This is a genomic window from Streptomyces sp. NPDC001599 (assembly GCF_042893535.1).
In the GTDB taxonomy this organism is placed as follows: domain Bacteria; phylum Actinomycetota; class Actinomycetes; order Streptomycetales; family Streptomycetaceae; genus Streptomyces.
Window position 1 is genome coordinate 259,739 of the sequence record NZ_JBIAVA010000008.1, and the last position, 24,898, is coordinate 284,636.

Here is a 24,898-nt window from a genome sequence, read left to right on the forward strand (position 1 = left end):
CGGCACCCGCCGTCGGGGCGGCGAGCGCCGCCATCCCGACGGCCGCCAGGCACACGGCGACGGCGTCGCGCAGTCTTCGCGTTCCCTTCGTCCTTCTCGTCGTCCTTCTCGTCGTCACGACGCTCACCACGCGATCGGAAGGGTGATCGACGATGCGCGGCCCGGCTCGCGGTGCACGGTGTACACAGGGGCCGGGCTCAGCTCGGTGCGGTCGCTCTCGCGTACGTCGGCTCCGGTGACGGTCACCCGCAGCCGGTGACCGGCGGGCACCACGGCGGAAAGGGGGAGCATGTCGAAGTCGACGCGCTCCGCGCGGCCCTCGGGCATGGGGACGGCGTCACCGGCGTTGCCGCGGTGCCAGGGCGTGCCGAGCACGTCGTAGGGCGCCCGCTGCGTGCCGCGCAGCGCGAGGCGGAGCCGACCGTCGGTGAGGATGCGTACCGTGCCGTCCGGGGCGACGTCGGAGAGGTAGGCGAAGACGTTGCCGTCGGGCGCGGTGGAGGACAGGCGCAGCGAGACCTCGGGGTGGCCGGTGAGTTCGACGTCGTCCCGCAGCGGAGCCGTGGTGTAGGTCAGCCCCTTCTCGTCCTGGGGGCAGGTCTGCGCGAGGCCCACCGGCTCCGGGCAGCTCACCGAGTAGTCGACCCGGTAGGCGTCACCGGCGTCGCGGCCGCGTGGCCGTGAGCGGTCCAGTGTGCCGTCGTTGACCGAGTCGACGGTGCCGCTGCTGCCGCCGCCCAGGTAGTAGCGAGTCTGGCGGGCACGCGGGTTCGGCGGCCACTGCCGGGCGTCCCGCCACCGTCCCGTGCCGTCGGACGAACCGGTGTAGTAGTGCAGCGGCGGCTCCTGCATGATGCCGTTGTCGACGCCCTTGAGCCAGTAGTCGAAGAACCGGTGCCGCTCGGCGACGATGTCGAAGCCCTCGTTGCCGCAGTGCGGCCACGGGCCGACGAGAACCTTGTGCGGGTTCGACAAGGTCGCCGCGCTGACCAGACTCTCCTTGCGGAAGTCGTCCTCCCAGCCGTCGAAGCTGTAGACGGGGACGCCGGAGCGCTCGATCGCGTCCCTGTAGGTGGCGACGCTGTACTCGGGCCACGGCCGCGTGCCGACCGAGGCGACCTCGGTGTCCCGGTAGGGGGCCGCCCGCCACATGTCCTTCAGGGAAGTGTTCGCCCGGTGCTCCTCCACTGCCCGGCGGAGCAGCGCGCCGTCCCCGTCCGCGTCGACCGGCAGGTTGCGCAGGTCTTCCTCACGCGTGCGGTTGGGCCCCGCACCCCAGTTGGCCCTGATCCCGCCCCGCTGGAAGGCGTCGTACTTGTGGAAGGAGTAGTTGCCCGCGAAGACGGCCTTGAGGTGGGGTGCGCCCACGGTCGCCGCCTGCATCGCCGCGTCGCCCGTGTTGGAGCAGCCGAACACGCCCACCCGGCCGTCGCTCCAGGGCTGCGCGGCCAGCCATTCGGTGACGTCGTAGGCGTCGGACGCCTCCGTGCGGGAGTGATAACCCGTCATGGTGCCGAAGGAGGCGCCGTTGCCCCGGCGGTCGACGAACGCCACCGTGTAGCCGTACTTGGTGAGTTCGGCCATGCCGCTGGTGACCCCGCGCAGGTCGACCGTGCCGTCCTCGGCGCGCGAGGCCCTGCTCAACTGGTGCTCCCACAACACCGGGAAGGGACGCTCGACCGCCTTGCCGTTCACGGCGGGACGGTAGAGGTCGACGGCGAGCCGGGTGCCGTCCCGAGTGGGCAGGTACCGCGAGGTGCGCACCCACTCGTCGTAGAGCACGGGGGCGTAGCCGGCGTACTCACCTGGCCGGGACACCCGTTGGTGTGGGTCGGCCACGGCTGGTGCTCCGGCGGCGGCGGTGACCAGGAGCGCCGTGAGCGCGGTCGTCAACCGTTTCAGTCTCACTGTCCGACCTCTCTGTCCAGGTTCCTGAGAGCCGGTGCGGGTCTCCGGCGTGGAACACCCGGAACAGGATGGTCGTTTGGAAAGTCGTCCGTCAATGAGACTGTCGCCTAATTTTCTCGGCGGAGCCGTCGGGTCGAGCATTGTCTTCTCTGGCGATTCCAGCGGTGTTCAGGAGATTTCACCTGCTCTGATCGGCATGTTGACATCCTGTCGGTCGCATACCTGTCACCTGGGTGGTGGTGGCTGGGCATGGTGGGGCTCGGCGGTACGGACCCATGGTTGAAGATGAATGTCGTTTTCTATTAACGTCTGACCATCGCGTGTCGGCCGCGTCCGCGGCTGCAGGGGAGGGGCCCTCATGTCCTTGGCAGGCCAGGCGTTCGGATCCGGGAGAGTCGGCGTGGAGCGGGACCGGTGTGCCGGAGCGGGGCAGTGCGTCCTCGCCGCGCCCGGTGTCTTCGACCAGGACGAGGAGGACGGGCTCGTGCGCGTGCTCGCCGAGCGGCCCTCCGCCGCCGAGTCCGACGCCGTGCGTGCGGCCGTACGGGCCTGCCCGTCCGGAGCGCTCACTCTTCGGTAGTCCCGCGGGCCGCCCGTCTTCCGGCCTCCCCTCCCTTCTTCCCGCCTCACTTCACGCGCCGCAGCTGTCGCGCGGCGCCCGGTTCAGCTCAGCAGAACGTCAAGGAGAAGCATGTCCAGACAGATCGATCGCCGTGCCTTCCTCCGTCGTGGCGCGGCGGGCGCCGCGGCTCTCGCGGTGGGACCCGGCCTGCTGGCGGCGTGCTCCACCGACGAGCCCGGCTCCGCCGGAGAGCCCGGACCGGGGTCCTCGCCCCGCTCCGGCGGCACGCTCCGCGCCGCCTTCGTCGGCGGCGGCGCCTCCGAGACCCTGGACTTCTTCAACGGCCCCTCCGCACTGGACCTCGTACGGGCCCGGGCCTGGCACGGCACCCTGGGCAACCTCGATCCCAGCGGCCCCGACGGGGTGCGGTACGGCGTGCTCAAGGGAATCGACATCGCCGACGACCTGTCGGCCTACACACTGCACGTGCGGCCCGGCGTCCGCTTCACCGACGGCTCCCGGCTGACCTCCGCCGACATCCTGCACTCGCTCAGCGCGCTCGCGGCCCGGAGCAAACTGCCCGTGTACCGGCTCGCCGCCGCCAACTTCGACCTCGCGCGCGCCAAGGCCGACGGCGACCTGAAGGTCGTACTGCCCACCCTGCGGCCCATCGCCGACGGCCGCCTGATCCTCTGTCAGGGCAACTTCCTCGTCGTCAAGGACGGCACCAAGGACTTCCGCGAGTCCATGCCCAGCTGCGGCCCCTTCCGGCTGACCGGATTCACGGCCGGCCAGGGCTCGGCGTTCGAGCGCTACGACGACCACTACGGTCACGTGCCCCACCTCGACGGCCTGGAGCTGCGGTCCATCGCGGACTCGACGGCCAGAGCGGGGGCGCTCACCGGCGGCGCGGTGGACTTCGCCCACGACCTCTCGCCCGTCACCGCGCGCACCCTCGCCGACGACGCGAAGGTCGAACTGGCCCCCACGAGGAGTCCCTACCTGGTCGGTCTCTCCTTCCAGCTGAACATGAGCGCCGAGCCCTTCGACGACCCGCGGGTCAGGGAGGCGTTCAAACTCGCGGTCGACCGCGAGGCCATGGTGAAGACCGTGTTCTACGGCAACGCCGAGATCGGCAACGACCTGCCCTCCCTCGGCTTCCCCGACTACGCCGACGGCATCCCCCAGCGCGCCCACGATCCGGAACGGGCCCGCGCCCTCCTGGAGGAGGCCGGTGCCGACGGGGTGAAGGTCCAGCTGACCACCGGCCCCGAGACGCCGGGCATGGTGGAGATGGCCACCCTCTTCGTCGAGGACCTGAAGAAGATCGGCGTGCGGGCGTCCGTCCGTGAGCTGCCCCCGGGCCAGCTCTACGCCGACTTCCCCGCCTACTCGGCACTGCAGCTGGCCGGCTCGTACCAGATGCCCATTCCCGCGCTGACCACCTACCAGATGAACACGGCGGGCGGATCGCCGTCCGCCTTCGGCTGGAAGAAGTCCGCGACCGACACCCTCGTGGCCAGGGCGCGCGCCGAGCGCGACCCGGAGCGGGCGAGGCAACTGGGCACGCAGGCCCAGCGCACGCGCTGGGAAGAGGGCAATCAGGTGGTGCCGGTCTTCAAGCCGAACCTGAACGCCCAGGCCAAGGGGGTCGACGGGATACCCGACGACCTCTTCGAACAGTTCCCCGGCTTCTCCCGGGCGTCGCTGGCGTGAACCTGCTCGCCTTCGCGGCCCGTCGCCTCGCGGGGGCGGCCGTCCTCCTCGTCCTGCTGTCGGCCGCGGTCTTCGCGGCCACAGCGGTCCTTCCCGGAGACGCCGTCAGCGCGGTCGCCGGTGTGGACGCCTCCGAGGCGCAACGCGCCGAGGTCCGGGCCGGACTCGGGCTGGACCGGCCCGCCGTCGAGCGGTACGCCGACTGGGCGGCGGGCGCGGTCCGGGGGGATCTGGGCCGCGGCTTCGTGGGGGAGCGGCCGGTCACCGACGTGCTCGCCACCCGCCTGCCCAACAGCCTGCTCCTCGCCGGACTGACGCTCGCGGTCACCGCGCCGCTCGCCACGCTGCTCGGCCTGTGGACGGGGCTGCGCGGCGGCGTCGCCGACCGGTTCGTCTCGACGTCCGCCCAGGTCCTGGCCGCCGTACCGGAGTTCGTCGTCGCCGCACTGCTCGTCGCGGTACTGGCGGTGTGGCTGGAGCTGCTGCCGCGTGTCTCCGTCATCCCCCTGGGCGGCACCCCGCTCGACGTCCCGCACGCGCTGGTGCTGCCCGTACTGACGCTCAGCGCGGTCGGCCTGGCGGTGGCCACCCGACTGCTGCGGGCCTCCGTCGCGGACACGGCGGCCACGCCGTACTGCGAAGCCGCACGGCTCAACGGCGTGCGCGGCGTGCGACTCGCGGTACGCCACATCCTGCCCAACGCGGCCGGACCGGCCGTGCAGGCGCTCACCCTCACCACGGGGGCCCTGGTCGGCTCGGCGGTGGTGGTGGAGAACGTCTTCGACTACCCGGGCATCGGCCGGGAGCTGCAACTGGCCGTCGCGGCACGGGACGTGCCCATGGTGCAGGGCATCGCCACCGCCCTGGTCGCGGTGATGCTCGCGGTGCTGCTCCTGGGCGACGTCTGCGCGCGTCTGCTGGGGGCGAGGAAGGGGCACAGCCGATGACGACGGTACTGACACCACCGCGGAGGCGGGCACGCACGGCCCGCACCGCAGGACGCCCACGACCGCCGCTGCTCACCGGGGCGGCCACGCTGCTCGTACTCCTCCTCGCCCTCCTGGGTCCGCTGGCCGCGCCGCACAGCCCCACCGCGCAGCTCGCCGCACCCTTCCAGCAGCCGGACGGGCAGTTCCTCCTCGGCACCGACGTGCTGGGCAGGGACGTGGCGAGCCGGGTGCTCGGCGGCGGCCGCACCATCGTCCTCACCGCGCTGGCGGGAACGGCGGCGGCCGGCGCCGTCGGCATGAGCGCCGGTGTCCTGGCGGCCATGGTCTCCCGCCGGCTGGGCGACCTGACGGTCCGCTGCGTGGACGCCCTCGCCGTGCTCCCCGCCCTCCTGGTCGTCCTCGTGCTGGCCGCCGGTTTCCCCGGCAGCGACGCCGCCCTGGTGACAGCCGTCGCCCTGGCCACCGCCCCCTTCTCCACCCGGGTGCTGCGAGCCGCGGCGGACACGGTGCTGCACAGCGGTTACGTCGAGGCGTCCCTGGCCCGGGGCGACACCCGTAGGGCGGTGCTGCGCCACGACGTGCTGCCCAACATCGCCGGACCGGCCCTCATGGACACCGCGCTGCGCCTGGTCGCCTCCCTTCACCTCACCGCCACCGCGGGCTTCCTCGGCCTCGGACGGGGAGGAGCGGCGCCCGACTGGGGACGCATGGTGAGCGAGAACGCCCCCGGGGCGACACTGGCCGCCGCGCCCCTTCTCGCGCCCGCCCTGCTGCTCGTACTGCTGTCCGTCTGCGTCGGTCTGCTGGCCGGACGACTGGCGGACACGGTGGGGAAGGGAGCCGCATGACCGGGAACGCGACCGCTGGCCCGTCGGGTGCGGACCCGCTGGTCGAGATCAGCGGGCTGTCCCTCGGACCGGTGCAGGGCGGCCCGCCCGTCCTGCACGACGCCCGCCTCACGATGCCGCGCGGACGGGTGCTGGGGGTGGTCGGCAGGTCGGGATCGGGCAAGAGCAGCCTGGCGTACAGCTTGCTCGGGCATGTCCGCCCCGGCCTGGAGGTGCGCTCCGGGACCGTCCGCGTGGCCGGACTCGACCCGTTCGACCGCGCGGACGCCCGCCGACTGCGTGGGCGGGTGGTGTCGTTCCTGGGGCAGGACCCCGCCTCCTCGCTCAACCCCGCGCTCCGGATCGGCACGCAGATCGCGGAAGCGGTCCGACTGCGCTCGCCCGCGAGGCGTGCGCACGCGGTCCGCGCGCAGGTCGAGGAACTGCTGCTGTCCGTGCGGCTGCCCGCCGACCGGCAGTTCCGGCGGCGGCTGCCGCGTCAGGTGTCGGGAGGGCAGGCGCAACGAGTCGCTCTCGCCCTCGCCCTGGCGGGTACGCCCGCCCTGCTGGTCCTCGACGAGCCCACCAGCGGTCTGGACACGGTCCTGGCGGACCGGATGCGCGGCCTGCTGGCCGAGGTCCTGTCCGACGGGGACCGCGCCGCTCTGCTGGTCAGCCACGACCCGGCGTGGATCGCGTCCGTGGCGCACGACGTCGTCCGCCTGGAAGAGGGCCGGATCGCCGGTGCCGGGAAGCCCGAAGTGCCGGTGCCCGCCCCGCGGTCGTCCGCGGGCCTCCCGGCCGGCAGCGTCCCCGGCCCGGGCGGTGCGCCGCGTACCGGCGGCTCCGGCACTGCGCCGCGTACCGGCTCCGGCACTGCGCCGCGTACCCGCTCCGGCGGCGCGCTGTCCGTGCGGGGGCTGGACGCGGCCCACGGGCGTGTGTCCGTGCTGCACGACATCTCCCTCACCGTCCCGGCAGGCTCCTGCACCGCCGTCGTGGGTCCCTCGGGTTCCGGCAAGACCACCCTCGCCCGGTGCCTCGCGGGGCTGCACCGGCCCGCGCGGGGGAGCGTCGAATGGCGGGAGGACGGCGCGGAGCGAGGGCGCGGCGCCCCGGTGCAGCTCGTCGCCCAGGATGCGCGCGGTGCCCTCAACCCACGGGAGTCCGTGCGCGCCGCGCTCATGCGGCCCCTCGGGCTGCGCCATCCCGCCGCCGACGCCTCCCGCGAAGCCGTACGGCTGCTCGACCTGGTCGCACTGGACGCCGACGTGCTGGCCCGCCGGCCGGGGGAGCTGTCGGGAGGCCAGCGCCAACGCGTCGCGCTGGCCCGGACGTTGGCCGCGCAGCCGCGTGTCCTGGTCTGTGACGAGATCACCTCCGCGCTGGACCGGGAGACCGCGAGCGGAGTCCTGGCCCTGCTGGACTCGCTGCGCCGGACACTGGGAGTGACGGTCGTGATGGTGACGCACGACCTGACGGCCGCCGCCCACCACGCGGAGCGGGTCGTCGTCCTGGACGCGGGCCGGGTGGCCGAGGCCGGGCCCGTGGACCGGGTGCTCACCGCCCCCGAGCACCCCGTCACCAGGGCACTGCTCACCTACGCCGACGGTGCCGTCCTCGCCGTACCGGACCAGCGGCGGTGACGGACGTCTTACGGCAGGCGGGAGGAGCACCCGGGTCACCGGGCGCTCCTCCGCGCCGGGCCTCACCGCCGGGGCAACTGCCGTGCCAGTGCGGCCTTGTCGACCTTCCCGACCGCGGTGAGCGGAAGCCGGGGAACCCGCACCACCTCGTCCGGAGCCTTGTACCCGGCCAGCCCGCGCTCCTTCAGATGGGCGGCGACCGCCCGGATGCCGGGAGCCGCCCCCGTACACACGACGAAGGCGACCGACCGCTCACCCCACCGCTCGTCCGGCACCCCGACCAGGGCCGCCGCCGTGATCGCGGGATGCGTCAGCAGCTGCTCCTCCACCTCCACCGCGGCGACCTTCTCGCCGCCACGGTTGATCTGGTCCTTGAGCCGCCCCACCACCACGAGGTGACCGGACGTCAGACGCCGCACCACGTCTCCGGAGCGGTAGTAGCCGTCCGGCGTGAACGCGGTGCGGTTGTGCTCCTCGGCGCGGTAGTAGCCACGCAACGTGTACGGACCTCGGGTGAGCAGCTCACCCGCCGTACCGTCCGGCACGGGCCTGCCGTCGGCGTCCACCACGAGCACCTCGTCGTCCGGCGAGACCGGCCGGCCCTGGGTGGCGCAGACCAGGTCCTCGGGGTCGTCGAGGCGGGTGAGGTTGATCAGGCCCTCCGCCATGCCGAAGACCTGTTGCACGGTCACCCCGAGCGCCGGTCCGAGCCTGCGGGCGTGGTCCTCGGGCAGCCGCGCCCCGCCGACCTGCACCACCGAGAGGCTGCCGAGGTCCCAGGAGCCGGACGCGGCCTCGTCCGTCCAGTGGGGGACGAGCGGGGGCGTCAGCGAGGTCAGGGTCACGCCCTCCCGCTCGACGAGGGCGAACGCCGTCTGCGGGCTGGGGTCGGGCGCGACGACGACGGTCCCCCCGGCCATCAGGGTGCCCAGCACACCGGGGCAGGCGAAGGCGAAGTTGAACCCGAGGGGCAGCACCGCGAGGTACACGGTGCGCGCGTCGAGTGCGCAGACCTCCGCGCAGGCACGCGCGTTGTAGGAGTAGTCGTCGTGGGTGCGCGGGATGAGCTTGGGAAGTCCCGTGGTGCCGCCGGACAGCAGCAGGAGGGCGACATCGGCGGCGTCCGCCGCGTCCTCGCCGGATGCTGGGTCGGACCCGGGACCCGACGCGGACGGTGGGTCCGTCCGCAGCGCCTCGAAGGGGACGAAGCCTTCGTCGGTCCCGGGATCGCCGACCACCACGACGTGCCGCAGCGAGCCGCCCGGCCCCTGCTCCGCCCGTACCTCGCGCATCAGTTCGCGGTGGTCGAACCGGGCGTGCCGGTCGGGCACCACGCAGGCCACGGCGCCCGCCACGCGCACCAGGTGGCCGATCTCCAGGCGCCGGTGGCCCGGCATGGCGTGCACCGGAACGGCACCGACGCGTTGCAGCCCGAACCACACCAGCACGAACTCCGCGCAGTTGGGGAGCTGGACCACCACGCGGTCGCCCCGCCCGATCCCGAGTCCCCGCAACCCGAGGGCGACGCGGTCCGCCTCGGCGTCCAGCTCCGCGTAGGTCCACCGCCGGTCGCCGTCGACCAGGGCGACGTGCCCTCCATGGACCGCCGCACTCTCCCGCAGCCGGGCGGCGAAGGTCACCCCCTGCCAGTGGCCGACGGCACGGTAACGCGCCGATTCGGCTTCGGACCAGGTCCGTTGAGTCTCGCTCACGGGCTACGCCTCTCATTCATCTGCCGGGCCTCCGGCTCTGGCGCCGAGTCCCGGCATGTGATTACGATGTGAACTATAGAAATGATAATCATTTCTATCTAGCACCGTCCGACCGGAAGGCAGCACCAGTGAGCGAAGAAGCAGTCGTCCAGGCGCGGACAGCGGAAGGAGACGTCGGCAGCCGCGACCGCCACGCCCCCGCCGCGGTGCGGGAAGCCGTGGCAGGCGCGCTGGAGATCGCACCGGAGGAGTTGGACGACGACCGTGACCTCTTCGAACTCGGCCTCGACTCACTGGCCTTGATGTCCCTGGTCGGCACCTGGCGGCGCGAGGGCAGCACGGTCACCTTCCAGGACCTCACGAGCAGGCCGACCCTGCGGGACTGGACGGCCCTGCTCGGGCGGGCCGCGCGGCACGACACGGCCGCCACCGCCCCGCCCGGGCCGCAGCCGCCGGTGACCGGGGCGGAGCCGGACTCGGACTCCTTCCCGCTGGCCACGATGCAGCACGCCTACTGGATCGGACGCCAGGACGGACAGCCTCTCGGCGGCGTCGCCGCGCACTTCTACGTCGAACTCGACGGCCACGGCGTCGACCCGGCCCGGCTGGACACCGCCCTGCGGGCGCTCGTGCTGCGGCACGGCATGCTCAGGGCCGTCTTCGACGAGGACGGCCGGCAGCGCTTCGGTGCCGCCGGGGCGCCGCTCACCGTCCACGACCTGCGGGAACTCGCCCCCGTCGAGGCCGAGTCCGCGCTGGAACGCCTGCGCGAGCGCAACACCCACACCCGCCCGGACATCGGCGCCGGTGACGTCTTCCGCACGGCCCTGTGCCTGCTCCCCGACGGCAGGACCCGCCTCCAGATCGACCTGGACATGATGGCCGGTGACGCGCTGAGCCTGCGGGTCCTCCTGTCCGACCTGCGCCGCTTCTACGAGTGTCCCGACGAACCCCCGCGCGAACTCGGGCTCGACTACCGCCGCTACCTCGCGGAGCACGACGCCCGGCGACGGACCGAGCGTGAGCGGGACGCCGCCTGGTGGCGCGAGCGCCTGCCGGAGCTGCCGCGGGCTCCGCGACTGCCGACGACCGTAGACCCCCTGACTCCGGTCACCGCGGACGACCGCACCCTGACCCACTCCCGCCGCCTGCACCACTGGCTCGGCCCCGCCGACAAGGCCGCCCTGCTCGGCGCCGCGCGTCGGCACGCCGTCACTCCCGCCGCCGCCCTCGCCACCGCCTTCGCCGAGGTGATCGCCGCCTGGAGCGACAGCCGGCGCTTCCTCCTCAACCTGCCGCTGTTCGACCGGGAGATGTTCGCACCCGAAGTGGCCGGACTCGTCGGCGACTTCAGCAGCTCGGTCCTGCTCGACGCGGACCTGAGCGCGCCCCTTCCCTTCTCCCGGCAGGCCCGCGGCCTCCAGGAGCGGCTGCGGGCGGGAATCTCCCACGGCGCCTACGGCGGTGTCGAGGTGCTGCGCGACCTCGCCCGCGCCGAGGGTGCCCCGGTACTGGCTCCCGTCGTGTACACGAGCGCCATCGGACTGGGGGAGATCTTCGAACAGGACGTCCAGAAGTCCTTCGGCCGCCCCTCCTGGATCATCTCGCAGGGCCCGCAGGTGTATCTGGACGCCCAGGTCACCGAACTCGACGGTGGTCTCCTCCTCAACTGGGACGTGCGGGACGGCGTGTTCGAGGCCGGCGTGCCCGACGCCGCGTTCGACGCCTACCGCCGCCTCGTCACCCGTCTGGTGACCGATCCCGACGCCTGGGACCGGCCCGTGGACGGCCTGCTCGCCCCCGGCGTCCTGTCCCGGCGCGCGCAGGCCGCCCTGCCCGCCACGCCCGTCGCGGACCGCGCCCTGCACACCCGCTTCTTCCGGCTGGCCGAGACCGAGCCGGACCGCACCGCGGTCGTCCGCACGACCGGCGACACCCTCACCTACGGCGAACTCGCCCACGCCGCACGGCGGATCGCCACGCTGCTGCACAACCACGGCGTACGGGAGGGCGACACCGTCGCCGTCACCCTGCCCAAGGGCGACGACCAGATCACCGCGGTCCTCGGCATCCTGGCCGCGGGCGCGGCCTACGCCCCCGTCGGCGTGGAACAGCCCGCCGTGCGCCGCCAACGCATCCACGCGGTGGCCGGTGCCTCCGTCGTACTCACCGACCGGGACCACGCCCACCTGTGCGAGGACGTCTCCCCGGCCCCGGTGGTGCTCGTGGAGGACGCCTCGGGGCTCCGGCCTGCGCCGGTCGTCCGGCCGGACCCAGGCCTGGCCGCCTACGTGCTGTTCACGTCCGGCTCGACGGGACTGCCCAAGGGCGTCGAGGTGTCGCACCGGGCGGTCGTCAACACCGTCGAGGCGATGGAGGCGCAGCTCGGGCTCGGCCCGGCGGACCGCACGCTCGCCATCTCCGCGCTGGACTTCGACCTCGCCACCTGGGACGTCTTCGCCCCGCTGTCCCTCGGCGGCCAGGTGGTGGCCGTCGGACAGGAGCACCGCCGCGACGCCCACCACTGGGCGCGGCTGGTGCGCACGCACGGGGTGACGCTGGTCCAGTGCGTGCCCGCCCTGCTGGACCTGCTGATGGCCGCGGGGGAGGACGAGGGCCTCGGGGACTCCCTGCGCATGGTGCTGCTCGGCGGCGACTGGATCGGGCTCGACCAGCCCCGCAGACTCCGCGCGCTCGTCCCCGGCTGCCGTTTCGTGGCGCTCGGCGGCATGACCGAGGCCGCCGTCCACTCCACGGTGTTCGAGGTGGAGGAGACCGACCCCGCCTGGAAGTCCGTTCCCTACGGCGTTCCGCTGCGCAACATGCGGGCCCGTGTCGTGGACGGACGCGGCCGCGACTGCCCCGATCTCGTCCCGGGCGAGCTGTGGATCGGCGGCCCCGGCGTGGCCAACGGCTACCGCGCGGACCCCGAACGTACGGCGGAACGCTTCGTCGACCACGACGGCGAACGCTGGTACCGCAGCGGCGACCTGGCCCGCTACCGGCCCGACGGTGTGCTGGAGTTCCTCGGCCGCGCCGACCACCAGGTGAAGATCGGCGGCCACCGCATCGAACTGGGCGAGGTCGAATCCGCGCTGGAGGACGACCCCGCCGTCCTGCACGCGGTCGCGACCGTCCTCGACACCCCCGTACGCCACCTCGCCGCGGCCGTGTCCGCGCCCGGGGCGGCACCCGACCCGGACGAGATCCGCCTGCGGGCGGCGGAACGCCTCCCCGCCCACATGGTCCCCGAGCGCGTCCTCGTCCTGCCCGACCTGCCGTTGACCGCCAACGGCAAGCTCGACCGGACGGCCGTCCGCCAGGCACTGACCGAGGCCGCCGGCCGGCCCGGACCCCGCACGTCGGCGCCGACCGGCCCGGTGGAGACCGCCGTGGCGGCCGAATGGGCCGACCTGCTCGGCGTGGCCGAAGTGGGCCGCGAGAGCGGCTTCTTCCTGCTGGGTGGCGACTCACTCGTCGCGACCCGCATGATCGGCCGGCTGCGCGCCACGGGCTTCCCGGACGCCCGCGTGGCCGACCTCTTCGCCCGCCCCGTACTCCGGCACTTCTGCGAGACGCTGCACCCCCCGACGGCCACCGACGAGGAGCCGGTCGCGGCCACCGCTCCCGTCGTCCTGCCCGATCCGGACCACGCGCACGAGCCGTTCCCGCTGACGGACGTCCAGGCCGCCTACCACACCGGCCGCGACCCCCGATTCACCCTGGGCGGCGTAGGCACCTGGCACTACACGGAGTTCGACGGCACCGACGTCGACCTGGACCGGCTGGAGCGCGCCTGGAACACCCTGGTGCGACGGCACGGCATGCTCCGTGCGGTCGTCGAGGACGGACACCAGCGTGTCCTGCCCGACGTACCGCCGGTGCGCGTACCGGTGGAGGACGCACCTGCCGACGGCGCGGCCGAGGCCCTGGCCGGCCTGCGCGCCCGCCTGTCCCAGCAGGTCCGCGACCCGGCCCGCTGGCCGCTCTTCGCCATCGAGGCGGTGCGCCACCCCGCGGACGAGGACGCCGACGAGAACGGCGGCCACCTACGGACCCGGATCGGCATCGGCCTGGACTACCTCGTGCTCGACGCGCTCTCCATCACCACGCTCTACGCCGAACTGAACGCCCTCTACGCCGACCCGGACCACGAACTGCCGCCCGTCGGCGTGTCGTTCCGCGACTACCTGACCCGCCTCCCGCCCGACCCCGAGTCGACCGAGCGGGCCCGCGTCCACTGGCAGGCCCGTCTGCCCGAACTGCCGCCGCCGCCCGCCCTCCCCTTCGAAAGGGACCCGGCGACGCTGGACGCACCCCTCTTCACCCGGCGCCGGCTGAGCCTGCCCGCCGGGGACTGGCAGGCCGTCAAGCGGGACGCCGCCCGGCACGGCCTGACCCCGTCCACCGTCCTGCTCGCCCTGTACGCGGAGGTCCTGGCGGCCTGGAGCGGGACCGACGCCGTGACCGTCACGCTCACCCTCTTCAACCGGCGTGACGTCCACCCCCACATCCACCGGGTACTGGGCGACTTCACCTCCCTGTCCCTCGCCGGCTACCGGCGCGAAGGCGCTGCCTGGCGGGCGGCGGCCGCCGAGCTGCAACGCCGTCAGGCCGAGGACCTCGACCACGCCGACGTACCCGTCGACTGGCTGCTGCGGGAGTTCGGCCGGCGCACGGGCACCGTGGACGCCGCCGCACCCGTGGTCTTCACCAGCGCCATCGGCGTCGGGGACGCGACGCTGGCCGGACCGGGCACCGGACTCCCCCCGAAGGTCTGGGGCATCTCCCAGTCCCCGCAGGTCTGCCTGGACAACCAGGTCACCGAGGAGTCCGGGAACCTGGTCGTCACCTGGGACGCCGTCGAGGAACTGTTCGCCGAGGGTGTGCTGGACGCGATGTTCTCCGCGTACGGACGGCTGCTGCGGCACCTCGTGGACGGTGACTGGGAGGCACCGCTCCCCGACCTGGTGCCCGCCTCCCAGTACGAACGTCGGGACGCCGCCGCACGGGAGGCCGCCCTGGAACCGGTCACGCCGCGCCCGCTGCACCAGCTGTTCTTCACCCACGCGGCGGCCGCCCCCGACCGCACCGCCCTCGTCACGACGGCGGGGGAGGAGGTGACCTACAAGACCCTCGCCGGACAGGCGCTGCGCACCGCCGCCGCGCTCGGCGACGCCGGGGTACGGCCGGGCGACCTGGTCGCGGTCACCCTGCCCAAGGGCCCGGAACAGATCGCGGCCGTCCTCGGCACCCTCGCGGCCGGCGCCGCCTACGTCCCCCTGAGCCTCGAACAGCCCGCCGCACGGCTGGAACGGGTGCACGCCACGGCCGGTTTCGACCTCGTCCTGGGCGGCTGGCCCGCCACGGACGACCCCGGCCCCCGCACCCTGTCCCTCGCGGACACGCAGGGCGGCGAGGCGCTGTCCACGCCGGTCGCAACGTCTCCCGACGCGCTCGCCTACGTGATCTTCACGTCGGGCTCCACGGGCGAGCCCAAGGGCGTCGAGATCACCCATGCCGCCGCCTGGAACACGATCGCGGACATCAACGCCCGTCACGGCATCCGTGGCGACGACCGCGTCTTCGCCCTGTCGGCACTGGACTTCGACCTGTCCGTGTACGACGTCTTCGGACTGCTCGCCGCGGGCGGCTCCCTCCTGCTGCCCACCGAGGACCAACGACGTGAACCGGCCCGCTGGCCCGACCTGCTGGACCGGTACGGCGTGACCGTCTGGAACACCGTCCCCGCCCTGCTCGACCTGCTGCTCGACGCGGACGGGCAGGACGGGCAGGACGGACAGGGGGAAGAGGGGGGACGGGAAGACCGCCGGATCGCGGGGCTGCGGACCGCACTGGTCTCCGGCGACTGGATCGCCCTCGACCTGCCCGCCCGGCTGCGCGCCCGGACCGGGCGGCCCTGCGCCTTCGTCGCCATGGGCGGAGCCACGGAAGCCGCCATCTGGTCCAACACCCTCACCGTCACGGAACCCGACCCCCGGTGGGTGTCCATCCCCTACGGACGGCCCCTGACCGGGCAGCACTACCGCGTGGTCGGCCGGGACGGCCGGGACTGCCCCGACTGGGCCCCCGGCGAACTGTGGATCGGCGGCGCGGGACTGGCCCGCGGCTACCTGGCCGATCCGGCCCGCACCGCCGAGAAGTTCGTCGAACGGGACGGGCGGCGCTGGTACCGGACAGGAGACCTGGGCCGGTTCCGGGGCGACGGACTGCTGGAGTTCCTCGGCCGGCTCGACAGCCAGCTGAAGATCGCCGGCCACCGCATCGAGGCCGGCGAGGTCGAGGCCGCGCTGGAGGCGCACCCGGCCGTCGCCCGCGCCGCCGTCCTCGCCGTCGGGGAGCGCACCGCCAGGCGCCTGGTGGCGTTCGCCGTACCGCACGAGCCGCCGCCCGCCGTACCCCACGAGCCGCCGCCCGCCGAGGGCACCGAGCCGGTCGAGAACCCCGAACTCACCGAGGATCTCCTCGGCCTGCTGGCCGAGCGGGTGCCGGGCTACGCCGTCCCGTCCCGCATCCTGTTGCTGCCCGCTCTGCCCCTCACCGCGAACGGCAAGGTCGACCGGGCCGCCCTGACCGGCCTCGCGGGACCCGAGGCGGTCTCCACCGTCGCCGAGCCGCCGCGGGGCGAGACCGAGACGGCCCTCGCCGCGCTCTGGCACGCATGTCTGCCGCACGGGTCGCCGGACCGCAACGCCAACTTCTTCACCGTCGGCGGCGACAGCCTCACCGCGCTGCGCCTGCTCACGGCGATCGAGCGCCGCTTCGGGGCCGCCGTGCCCGCCCGACGCTTCTTCGCCGCACCGACCATCGCCGCGCTCGCCGCGGACATCACCCGAACGCTCGCGGCCCACGGGACCGCCTACGAGACCGGAGAGCTGTGAACATCGCTGAACTGCTGGCCCGCTACGCGGACGAAGGCGTGGTGCTGTGGGCCCAGGACGGACAACTGCGGTTCCGGGCCCCGCAGGGCCGGCTCACCGACACGCACCGAGCCGAACTGCGCACCCACAAGGAAGCCATCCTGCGCCACCTCGAGGCCGGGGAGCCCGCGCTGCGCGCCGACCCCGGCCACCGCCACGAACCGTTCCCGCTGACGGACATCCAGGCCGCCTACCTCATCGGCCGCACCGACGCCTACGCCTACGGGGGCGTCGGCTGCCACGCCTACGTGGAGCTGGCATACCCCGACCTCGACGTCGACCGCGTCACCTCCGTGTGGCGGCAACTGGTCCAGCGGCACGACATGCTCCGCGCCGTCATCCACCAGGACGGCCACCAGCGGGTCCTGCCCGAGGTGCCCGCGCTGTCCGTCGGGGCCGACGACCTGACCGCGCTGCCGGCCGCCACCGCCGAGGAACGGGTGCGGCACACCCGGGCGCGGCTGTCCGCCCGCGAGGCGCCCACCGACCAGTGGCCCCTCTTCGACGTGCACGTGACCCGGACCGGCAGGCGGGCCGTACTGCACCTCTCCTTCGACATGCTCGTCGTCGACCACGCCAGCCTGCGGATCCTGCTCGCCGAGTTCCGGCGGAGCTACGGCGGCACCGCTCTCGCCGACGCGCCGCGGATCACGTTCCGCGACTACGTCCTGGCCCGCCGCGCCCTTGCCGACACCGACGGCCACGCCCGCGACCGCGCCTACTGGACCCGACGGCTCGACACCCTGCCGCCCGCCCCCGAACTTCCCCTCGCCGAAGCCTGGCAGGCCGCGGTGGGCGACCCGGGAGAGGCGGGCCGCGGCCCGGCGTCCGGCGGCGACGCGGTGGCGTTTTGCCGACTGGAGGTCCTGCTGCCTGCGGCCGACCGGGACCGGCTCACCGAACGTGCCGCGCGGCGCGGGCTGACCGTCTCGACGGCCCTTCTCACCGCGTACGCCGAGACGGTCGGCTCCTGGTCGCGGACCAGCCGGTTCACGCTCAACGTGCCCACCGTCGACCGGCCCGCCCTGCACGAGGACATCGACCGCCTCGTCGGTGACTTCACCTCGCTCGAACTCCTCGCCGTCGATCTCGACACCCCGGCCACCTTCGCCGAACGGACCGGGGCCGTGGGCGAACAGCTCCTCGAAGACCTCGCGCACCCGCTGTTCACCGGCTCGGAGGTGCTCGCCGAACTCTCCCGCAGGGCCGGCGGTCCGGTCCTCATGCCGGTCGTCTTCACCAGCGCCCTGGGCGCGGGCGCCACGTCCGAGGGCGTGCCCCCCGAGGTGGAGTACGCCGTGACCCGGACACCGCAGGTGTGGCTCGACTGCCAGGTCATGCACCGCGGCGAGGCCCTCAGCCTGTCCTGGGACATCCGGGAGGGCGCGCTCGCCCCCGGGGCGGCCGACGCCATGTTCGAGGCGTACACGGCGCTCGTGCGGTCGCTCTCGGCCGAGGGCGAGGCAGGTGAGAAGGCATGGGACGCGCCCGTGCGCATCCCGCTGCCCCCGGCGCAGGCGGCCCGCCGGGACGCGGTCAACGCGACCGGGGGCCCCCTCCCGGACGCCCTGCTCCACGAACCCGTACTCGCCCGGGCACGGACCACACCGGACGCGATCGCGGTCCGCGCTCCCGAACTGGCCCTCTCCTACCGGCAGCTCGTGGCCCGCGCCACGGGAATCGCGCAGCAGCTGACGGACTCCGGACTGCGCCCCGGGGAACCGGTGGCCATCTGGATGGACAAGGGCTGGGAGCAAGTCGTCGCCGTCCTCGGCATCCTCATGGCGGGCGGCGCCTACCTGCCCGTCGACACGGCCCAGCCGGCGGCCCGCCGGAACACGATCATCGCGGACGCGGGCGTCCGCACCGTCCTCACCCAGTCCTGGCTCGCCGAACTCGAGGACCTCCCGTCGGCGGTGTCGCCCGTCGCCGTGGACCTCGTGGAGGAGGCCCACGCCGACCGCGCGCCCGCTGCCCGCCGGGACCCGGACGACCTCGCGTACGTCATCTACACCTCGGGCTCCACCGGCACGCCCAAGGGCGTGATGATCAGCCACCGGGCCGCCCTCAACACCGTCGAGGACATCAACCGCCGCTTCGGCGTCGACGAGCGCGACCGTGTCCTCGGCATCGCCGGACTCGGCTTCGACCTGTCCGTCTACGACCTGTTCGGACCGCTCGCCGTGGGCGCCACCCTCGTCCTGCCCCGGTCCGACCGGCGCGGCGACCCCTCCCACTGGGCCGAACTCGTCCGCGACTTCGGCGTCACGGTGTGGAACTCCGTGCCCGGCCAGCTCCACATGCTGTGCGACTGGCTCCGCTCCGAGCCGCCCACCGACGACGGCTCACTGCGCCTGGCACTGATATCGGGCGACTGGATACCGGTCTCGCTGCCCGACCAGGCCCGCGAACTCCTGCCCGGACTGGAGATCGTCTCCCTCGGCGGAGCCACCGAGGGCTCCATCTGGTCCATCGCCCACCCGATCGGCGAGGTCGACACCGCCCGCCCCAGCATCCCGTACGGCAAGCCCCTGACCAACCAGACGTTCGCCGTGCTCGACCGGCACCTGCGGCCGCGGCCCGAATGGGTTCCGGGCGAGCTGTACATCGGCGGTGCCGGTGTCGCCCTGGGCTACTTCGGCGACGGCGAGCGCACGGCACAACGGTTCCTCACCGACCCCGCCACCGGAGAGCGGCTCTACCGCACGGGCGACCTCGGCCGCTACCTGCCCGACGGGACCATCGAGTTCCTGGGCCGGGAGGACGCCCAGATCAAGATCCGCGGCTACCGGGTCGAACTCGCCGAGGTGGAGGCCGCCGTACAGACCCACCCCGCGGTCGCGGCGGGCGCAGTCGTCGTGGACGACTCGGCGGCGGGCGGGCGGCGCCTGGCCGCGTTCGTCGAGACGGTACGCAAGGACGGCGGCGGGCCCGCCGTGACGAGCCGCGAACGGGCGCGCACGGCAGCCGCCGACGTCGTACGCGAGGCGGCCGCGGCCGTCGACGCCGCACGGCTCACCGACTTCCTGGCCGCCCTCGACGACGTGGCCGTCGCCGAGATGACCCGGGTCCTCGCCGCTTCCGGAGTGTTCGACTCGGCCGCGGCACGCACCGCGGAGGAGGTGGGCACGGCACTGCGGGCCACACCGCGCCACCGGCACATCGTGCGCCGCTGGCTGCGCGCCCTCGCCGCCCGGGACCTGCTCACCCACCGGGACGCCGACGCGACCTACACCGGCCTGCGCCCCGTCCCCGCGCCCGAGGCCGAGCGCCGGTGGCGGCGGGCCGCCGAACTGGAGCACGAGATCGGGTGGAGCACCGAACTGCTCACCGTCATGCGCACCTGCGCCGAGCGGCTGCCCGAGCTGGTCTGCGGGGACGTCGGCATCCGGGACCTGCTCTTCCCGGGCGCGGCGACCGAGGCCGCGGACGCCGCCTACCGGGACAACCTCGCCATCCGGCACCTCAACCGCGCCGTGGTCGCCGCGCTGCGCGAGATCGCCGCGGGCCACACCGGCGAGGAGCGGCTGCGGGTGCTGGAGGTCGGCGGCGGCGTCGGCGGCACCACCGGCGAACTGGTGCCGGTCCTCGCCGAGTACGGCGTCGACTACCTGTTCACCGATCCCTCGGCGTTCTTCCTGAACGAAGCCCGCGAGCGCTTCGCCGACCACGACTGGGTCCGCTACCAGCGCTTCGACGTCGACGAGGACCCGCGCGCCCAGCAGCTGCTGCCCAACACCTTCGACGTCGTGGTCTGCGCCAACACGCTGCACGCCGCCGCCGACGCGGACGCCGCCGTGGGCAGACTGCGGGAACTGCTCGTACCGGGCGGACAGCTCGTGTTCGTGGAGAACACCCGCGACGAGAACCTCCCGCTGCTGGTCTCCATGGAGTTCCTGGAGGTCGCCGGCCGGACCTGGACCGACGTGCGCGAGCACACCGGGCAGTCCTTCCTCACCCACACCCAGTGGCGTGCCCTCCTCGACGGGCACGACGCGTCCGGGGTCACCTCGCTGCCCGACGCCCGGGACGCCCTGGCACGCACCGGGCAGGAGGTGTTCATCGCCACGATGAAGGACGACCGGCACCACGTGCCGGTGGGGGAACTGGCCCGAACGGCGGCCACCCGGCTCCCGGAGTACATGCTCCCCACGGTGTGGCAGGTCGTCGACACCCTGCCCCGCACGGCGAACGGCAAGACCGACCGCGCGCGCCTGCGGTCCTGGCTGCCCCGGGAGAGCGCACCGGTCGTCGTGGACGAGCAGCCGAAGGACGAGCTGGAGAACAGCCTGGCCGACCTGTGGTCGGAACTCCTCGCGGTCGAACGCGTCACCCGCAACGACGACTTCTTCGACCTGGGCGGCGACTCGCTGCTGGTGGCCCGGATGGTGGGCCGGCTGCGGGAACGCGTACCGCAGGCGGCGGACCTGGAGTGGGAGGTCGTCCTGCGCCACATGCTGCGCAGACCCACGGTCGCGGGTCTCGCCGGGTTCCTGCGCGCCCTGGCCGGTCCCGAGGACGGGCCCGCGTCCGGTGCCGTACGCACGGACCCGGTGATCCACCTGCACGGCTCGCGCTCCGAGGACGAGCCGACGACCGTGCTGGTGCACGCCGGAACCGCCACGATCATGCCGTACCGGGCCCTGATCACCGAGATCAGGCGCCGCTCGCCGGGCCTCGCCGAGGTCGTCGGCGTGGAGGTCCCGGACCTCGGCGGATTCCTCGCCGCACCGCCGGACGGACTCATCGAGCGGATGGCGGCCGACTACGCGCGGGCGCTGACGGCGGACGGCCGCAGCCGCTTCCACGTCGTCGGCTACTGCCTGGGTGGCCTGATCGCGACCGAAGTGGCCCGCAACCTGGCCGAGTCGGGAGCAGAGGTGGAGAGCCTCACCGTCATCAGCAGCCACAGCCCCCGCTTCCGCCTGGACGACGAACTCCTCGCCGAGTACTCCTTCGCCGTCATGATGGGCATCGACCCGGCCGACCTCGGGTTCCCGGACGACCAGTACCGGGTGGCCGCCGCGGCCGACGCCGTCCTGGCCGCCAGTCCCGGCGTTCTGCCGGACGGCGGACTCGCCGCGCCGGGCGAGGAGTTCGAGGACGTCGCGAGCCGCTTCCGGCGGCTCGCCGACATCCCCCGCGCCACCCGTATCGCCCGGATGTGCGAGGCGGTGCCCGCATCGGCCGGCACCTACGAACCCGACCACATGACACGGCTCTTCCTCGCCTTCCGCCAGAGCGTCTTCGCCATCACCCGCTACCGGGCGGAGCCCTACGCGGGTGACATCACCTTCCTGCGCCACGACGGCGCCTACCCCTTCCCCGGCAGCAAGGACGCCGTCACCGCCTACTGGGAGGAACTGACCCTGGGAGACCTGGACATCGTCGACATCGGCGGAGACCACTACAGCTGCCTGTCCGTCGAACACGCCCCCGGAATCCTCAAGACCCTCGGCGAGCTGACCCAGGGGGCGATCACCCGATGACCAAGCCCGTGATCGGAGTCCTGGGCGCCTCCGGGGCGGTGGGCCGCGCCGCCGTACGCGAGTTGCGCGCGCTCGGCCACACCGGGCTCCGCCTGGGGGGCCGGACCGTCTCGGCCCTGTGCGCGGTCGCCGAGGAGGAACCGGCGGGCCACGACGAGACCGTGTGGGCGGACGCCGACGCACCGGACGGCCTGCGCGCCTTCACCGAGGGCTGCGACATCGTCCTCAACTGCGTCGGGCCCACCTACCGGCTGCGCGCCACGGTGGCCTCCGCCGCACTCGCCGCCGCGGCGCACTGCGTCGACGTGGCCGGGGACGACCCGGCCGCCGAAGACCTCCGCGAGGCCGGTGACCCGGCCCGCGACGGCCGCACGGTCGTCCTGTCCGCCGGAGCCCTGCCCGGCCTGTCCAGCCTCCTGCCCCGCTGGCTGGCCGGGCAGGGCCTGGACGGCGCCTCCGCGCTGACCGCGCACTGCGGCGGTCTGGAGACCTGCTCACCGACGGTGGCGCACGACCTCATGCTCTCCCTCACCTCCGGAGGCGCGGACGGCGCGGCCTACGGCGAGGCCCTCGCCGCCGTCCGCGGCGGCCGGCGCGTCCCGCGCGCCCTGCGCACCGCCGAGGACACCGCGCACCCGTCCTTCCCGGGGCAGGTGGCCCTCCAGCCGTACCTCAGCGGAGAGAGCGAACGCCTCGCCACCGTCCTCGGCCTCGACCGGCTCGACTGGTACAACGTCCACCCCGGCCCCGCCGTACGGGCGCTGCTCAACCAGCTGCCGGGCCGCCTCGCCGCCGGGGACGACCCGGCGGAGCTGGCCGACCGGCTGATCCTCGCCGCCGACCTCGACCTGGCCGGGCGCAAGCCCTGGTACGTCATGGACTTCGAGCTGTCGGGCACCGCGTCCGGGCGGCCGGCCGCCGCGGGACTGACCCTGCGCGCGGCCAGCAGCTACCGGCTCACCGCGGCCGTGGGCGCGCTCGCGGTGGACGCGGTGCTGCGGGGCGGGGTACCGGCGGGCGTGCACTTCGCCTGCGACGTACTCGACCCCGACGCCGTGGTGCGGCACCTGCGCGACCGGAACGTCGCCGACCTCCGGCCCACCGGAGCGGCGGCCGGCACCGACCAGGTGGAAGAGGGCGTGCTGTGAACACATCGACGCCCTTCAGGGTGCTGGTCTGCGGCACGAACTTCGGCCGCTTCTACGCCGAGGCGGCCCACCGGCGCCCCGGATACGCGCCGGCCGGCATCCTGAGCCGGGGCTCGGCCGCCTCGCGGGCCTGCGCGGAGCGACTCGGCGTTCCCCACTACACGGACGTCGACGACCTCCCGGCCGGCATCGACGCCGCGTGCGTGGCGGTGAGCTCCGCCATCTCGGGCGGGCAGGGCACCGAGCTGGCCCGGGCGCTCATGGACCGGGGCATCCACGTCCTCCAGGAACACCCCGTCCACCTCACCGAGTTGACCGGCAACCTCACCCACGCACGCCGCCGGGGCGTGCAGTACCGCCTCAACACCCACTACCCGCACGTCGCCCCGGTCCGCGACTTCATCGACGCCGCCCGCAGGCTCGTCGCACAACAGCGACCGCTCTTCGTGGACGCCGCCACCCCGGTCCACCTGATGCACCCCCTGGTGGACATCCTCGGGCGGGCGATGGGCACCCTGCGGCCCTGGCGGTTCGCGGACCCGGCGCCGCTGCCCGCCGACATCGGTCCGCAGCCGTTCCGCTCCCTGCACGGCATGCTGGCGGGCGTACCCCTCACCCTGCGCGTGCACCACCAGCTCGACCCGTCGGACCGGGACAACCACGCCCTGCACTGGCACCGGATCTCGATCGGGACCGAAGGCGGAGTCCTCACCCTGGCCGACACCCACGGCCCCGTGCTGTGGAGTCCCCGGCTGCACGTCGGACGTGACACCGACCGGCGCTTCGTCCTCGACGGACCCGGCACCGGCCGCCTGGGTCTGGGCACCACGGCCGTCGTGGGGACCACGGGCACCTTCCGCACCGTCTTCTCCGACCTGTGGCCGGACGCGGTCGGCCGTGCTCTCGACGGGCTCTGCGCGGCCGTCGCGCAAGGCGGCGACGCCCTGCGTGCGGGCCAGTACGACCTGGCCGTGTGCCGCATCTGGACCGACCTCGCCGCACGGCTCGGGCCGCCCGACATCGTCCGTCCGGCCACCCCGCGGCCCCTCGCGGTCAGCGACGTCTTCCCCGCCCCGGAGCGGGCTCGCGCCGACGCGCGCCGTACGGGCACGGACGGCGCCGATCCGGATGGGGCCGACATGGGTGGCGCCGATCCGGATGGGGCTCTCAGGGACGGGGCCGACGCGCACCGCGCCGCCGCCCCTTCGAGCGCCTCGCCCTACACCCCGTCGGCGGAGTTCTTCGACCTCGTCGCCGCCGAGCACACCGCGACCGCGAGCGCACCCGCTGTCGCCGCACTCCTCGCCGACGCCGACCTGAGCGGCGGCCCGGTGGTCGACATCGGCGCCGGCACCGGCCTGGTCACCGAGGCCGTCGCCCGGGCCCGCCCGGACGCCGAGATCCTCGCCTGCGAACCGGCGACCGGCATGCGCGCGGTGCTCACCAGCCGGGTCTTCAGCGACCCGGACCTGCGCTCCCGCGTCACCGTCACGCCGGACGCCGCTCCCGACCTGGACCTCCCGGACCGGGTGAGCGCCGTCCTGCTGTGCGGTGTCCTCGGCCACCTCGACGCCGACGGACGAGCCAGGCTCTGGCGACGGCTGAACCGGCGGCTGGCCCCCGGCGGACTGGTGGTCGTCGAACTCATGCAGTTCGAGGAGCCGTTGACGCTCCCCGAGACCAGGCTCGCCACCGCCACCGCCGGACGGCAGCGCTACGAGTGGTCGTTCGGCGGAGCGCCGGACGAGACCGAGGACGGCGTGATGCGCCTGCACTCCACCTGGCGCGTCTACCGCGACGACTCCATCGAGGCGGAGCGCGAGGTGCACGACTCCTACCGGTGGGCGCCCTTCGGGGTGAAGGAGGTGGCGGCCGAGTCCGGGATGACCGCACGCGCCCTGCCCACCCGCCCCGGAGCGCCCCCGCTGGCCGTACTCACCCGGGCACCGGACGCCCCGACCACCCCTGTCCCTGTTTCCACCTCCACCCACGGCTGAGG

General features: G+C 73.9%; 11 protein-coding genes. 9 read left to right on the forward strand and 2 right to left on the reverse strand.

Annotated elements, in window-relative coordinates; translation table 11 throughout:
* Positions 1 to 123 precede the first annotated feature (123 nt).
* A complete protein-coding gene (locus ACFYZ3_RS22025) occupies positions 124 to 1,893 on the reverse strand; it encodes a CocE/NonD family hydrolase (RefSeq protein ID WP_388520264.1) in 1,770 nt (589 codons plus the stop codon).
* A gap of 373 nt (positions 1,894 to 2,266) precedes the next feature.
* On the opposite strand from ACFYZ3_RS22025, the gene ACFYZ3_RS22030 reads away from it, so the two are divergent.
* From ACFYZ3_RS22030 to ACFYZ3_RS22050, 5 genes are all read left to right on the forward strand, one after another.
* On the forward strand, positions 2,267 to 2,488 hold the full coding sequence (locus ACFYZ3_RS22030; RefSeq protein WP_388520267.1) for a ferredoxin: 222 nt from the start codon (positions 2,267 to 2,269) through the stop codon (positions 2,486 to 2,488).
* A gap of 111 nt (positions 2,489 to 2,599) precedes the next feature.
* Entirely contained in the window at positions 2,600 to 4,186 is a 1,587-nt protein-coding gene (locus ACFYZ3_RS22035; RefSeq protein ID WP_388520270.1) for an ABC transporter substrate-binding protein, read from the forward strand.
* Positions 4,183 to 5,133: an ABC transporter permease gene (locus ACFYZ3_RS22040; RefSeq protein ID WP_388520273.1), complete on the forward strand. Its 951-nt coding sequence runs from the start codon at positions 4,183 to 4,185 to the stop codon at positions 5,131 to 5,133. Before ACFYZ3_RS22035 ends, ACFYZ3_RS22040 begins: the two co-directional genes overlap by 4 nt.
* Positions 5,130 to 5,984: an ABC transporter permease subunit gene (locus ACFYZ3_RS22045; RefSeq protein ID WP_388520277.1), complete on the forward strand. Its 855-nt coding sequence runs from the start codon at positions 5,130 to 5,132 to the stop codon at positions 5,982 to 5,984. Before ACFYZ3_RS22040 ends, ACFYZ3_RS22045 begins: the two co-directional genes overlap by 4 nt.
* Complete coding sequence (locus ACFYZ3_RS22050; protein ID WP_388520280.1) at positions 5,981 to 7,609, forward strand: ABC transporter ATP-binding protein; 1,629 nt, start codon at positions 5,981 to 5,983, stop codon at positions 7,607 to 7,609. Before ACFYZ3_RS22045 ends, ACFYZ3_RS22050 begins: the two co-directional genes overlap by 4 nt.
* A gap of 62 nt (positions 7,610 to 7,671) precedes the next feature.
* On the opposite strand, the gene ACFYZ3_RS22055 is transcribed toward ACFYZ3_RS22050, so the two are convergent.
* Positions 7,672 to 9,321, reverse strand: coding sequence for a (2,3-dihydroxybenzoyl)adenylate synthase (locus ACFYZ3_RS22055; RefSeq protein ID WP_388520282.1), 1,650 nt, complete (start codon positions 9,319 to 9,321; stop codon positions 7,672 to 7,674).
* A 128-nt stretch (positions 9,322 to 9,449) separates the two neighbouring features.
* Between ACFYZ3_RS22055 and ACFYZ3_RS22060 the strand changes: the two genes are divergently transcribed.
* The 4 genes from ACFYZ3_RS22060 to ACFYZ3_RS22075 are packed head-to-tail and all read left to right on the forward strand — an operon-like array spanning position 9,450 to position 24,896.
* Positions 9,450 to 16,223 (forward strand): amino acid adenylation domain-containing protein, encoded by a 6,774-nt coding sequence (locus tag ACFYZ3_RS22060; protein ID WP_388520285.1) that lies wholly within the window; start codon positions 9,450 to 9,452, stop codon positions 16,221 to 16,223.
* Positions 16,220 to 21,751, forward strand: a complete 5,532-nt coding sequence (locus ACFYZ3_RS22065; protein ID WP_388520288.1) for an amino acid adenylation domain-containing protein — start codon at positions 16,220 to 16,222, stop codon at positions 21,749 to 21,751. Before ACFYZ3_RS22060 ends, ACFYZ3_RS22065 begins: the two co-directional genes overlap by 4 nt.
* Positions 21,748 to 22,899: a saccharopine dehydrogenase NADP-binding domain-containing protein gene (locus tag ACFYZ3_RS22070; protein WP_388520291.1), complete on the forward strand. Its 1,152-nt coding sequence runs from the start codon at positions 21,748 to 21,750 to the stop codon at positions 22,897 to 22,899. Before ACFYZ3_RS22065 ends, ACFYZ3_RS22070 begins: the two co-directional genes overlap by 4 nt.
* Complete coding sequence (locus ACFYZ3_RS22075) at positions 22,896 to 24,896, forward strand: Gfo/Idh/MocA family oxidoreductase (RefSeq protein ID WP_388520294.1); 2,001 nt, start codon at positions 22,896 to 22,898, stop codon at positions 24,894 to 24,896. The genes ACFYZ3_RS22070 and ACFYZ3_RS22075 overlap by 4 nt, the downstream gene beginning before the upstream one ends.
* Positions 24,897 to 24,898 lie beyond the last annotated feature (2 nt).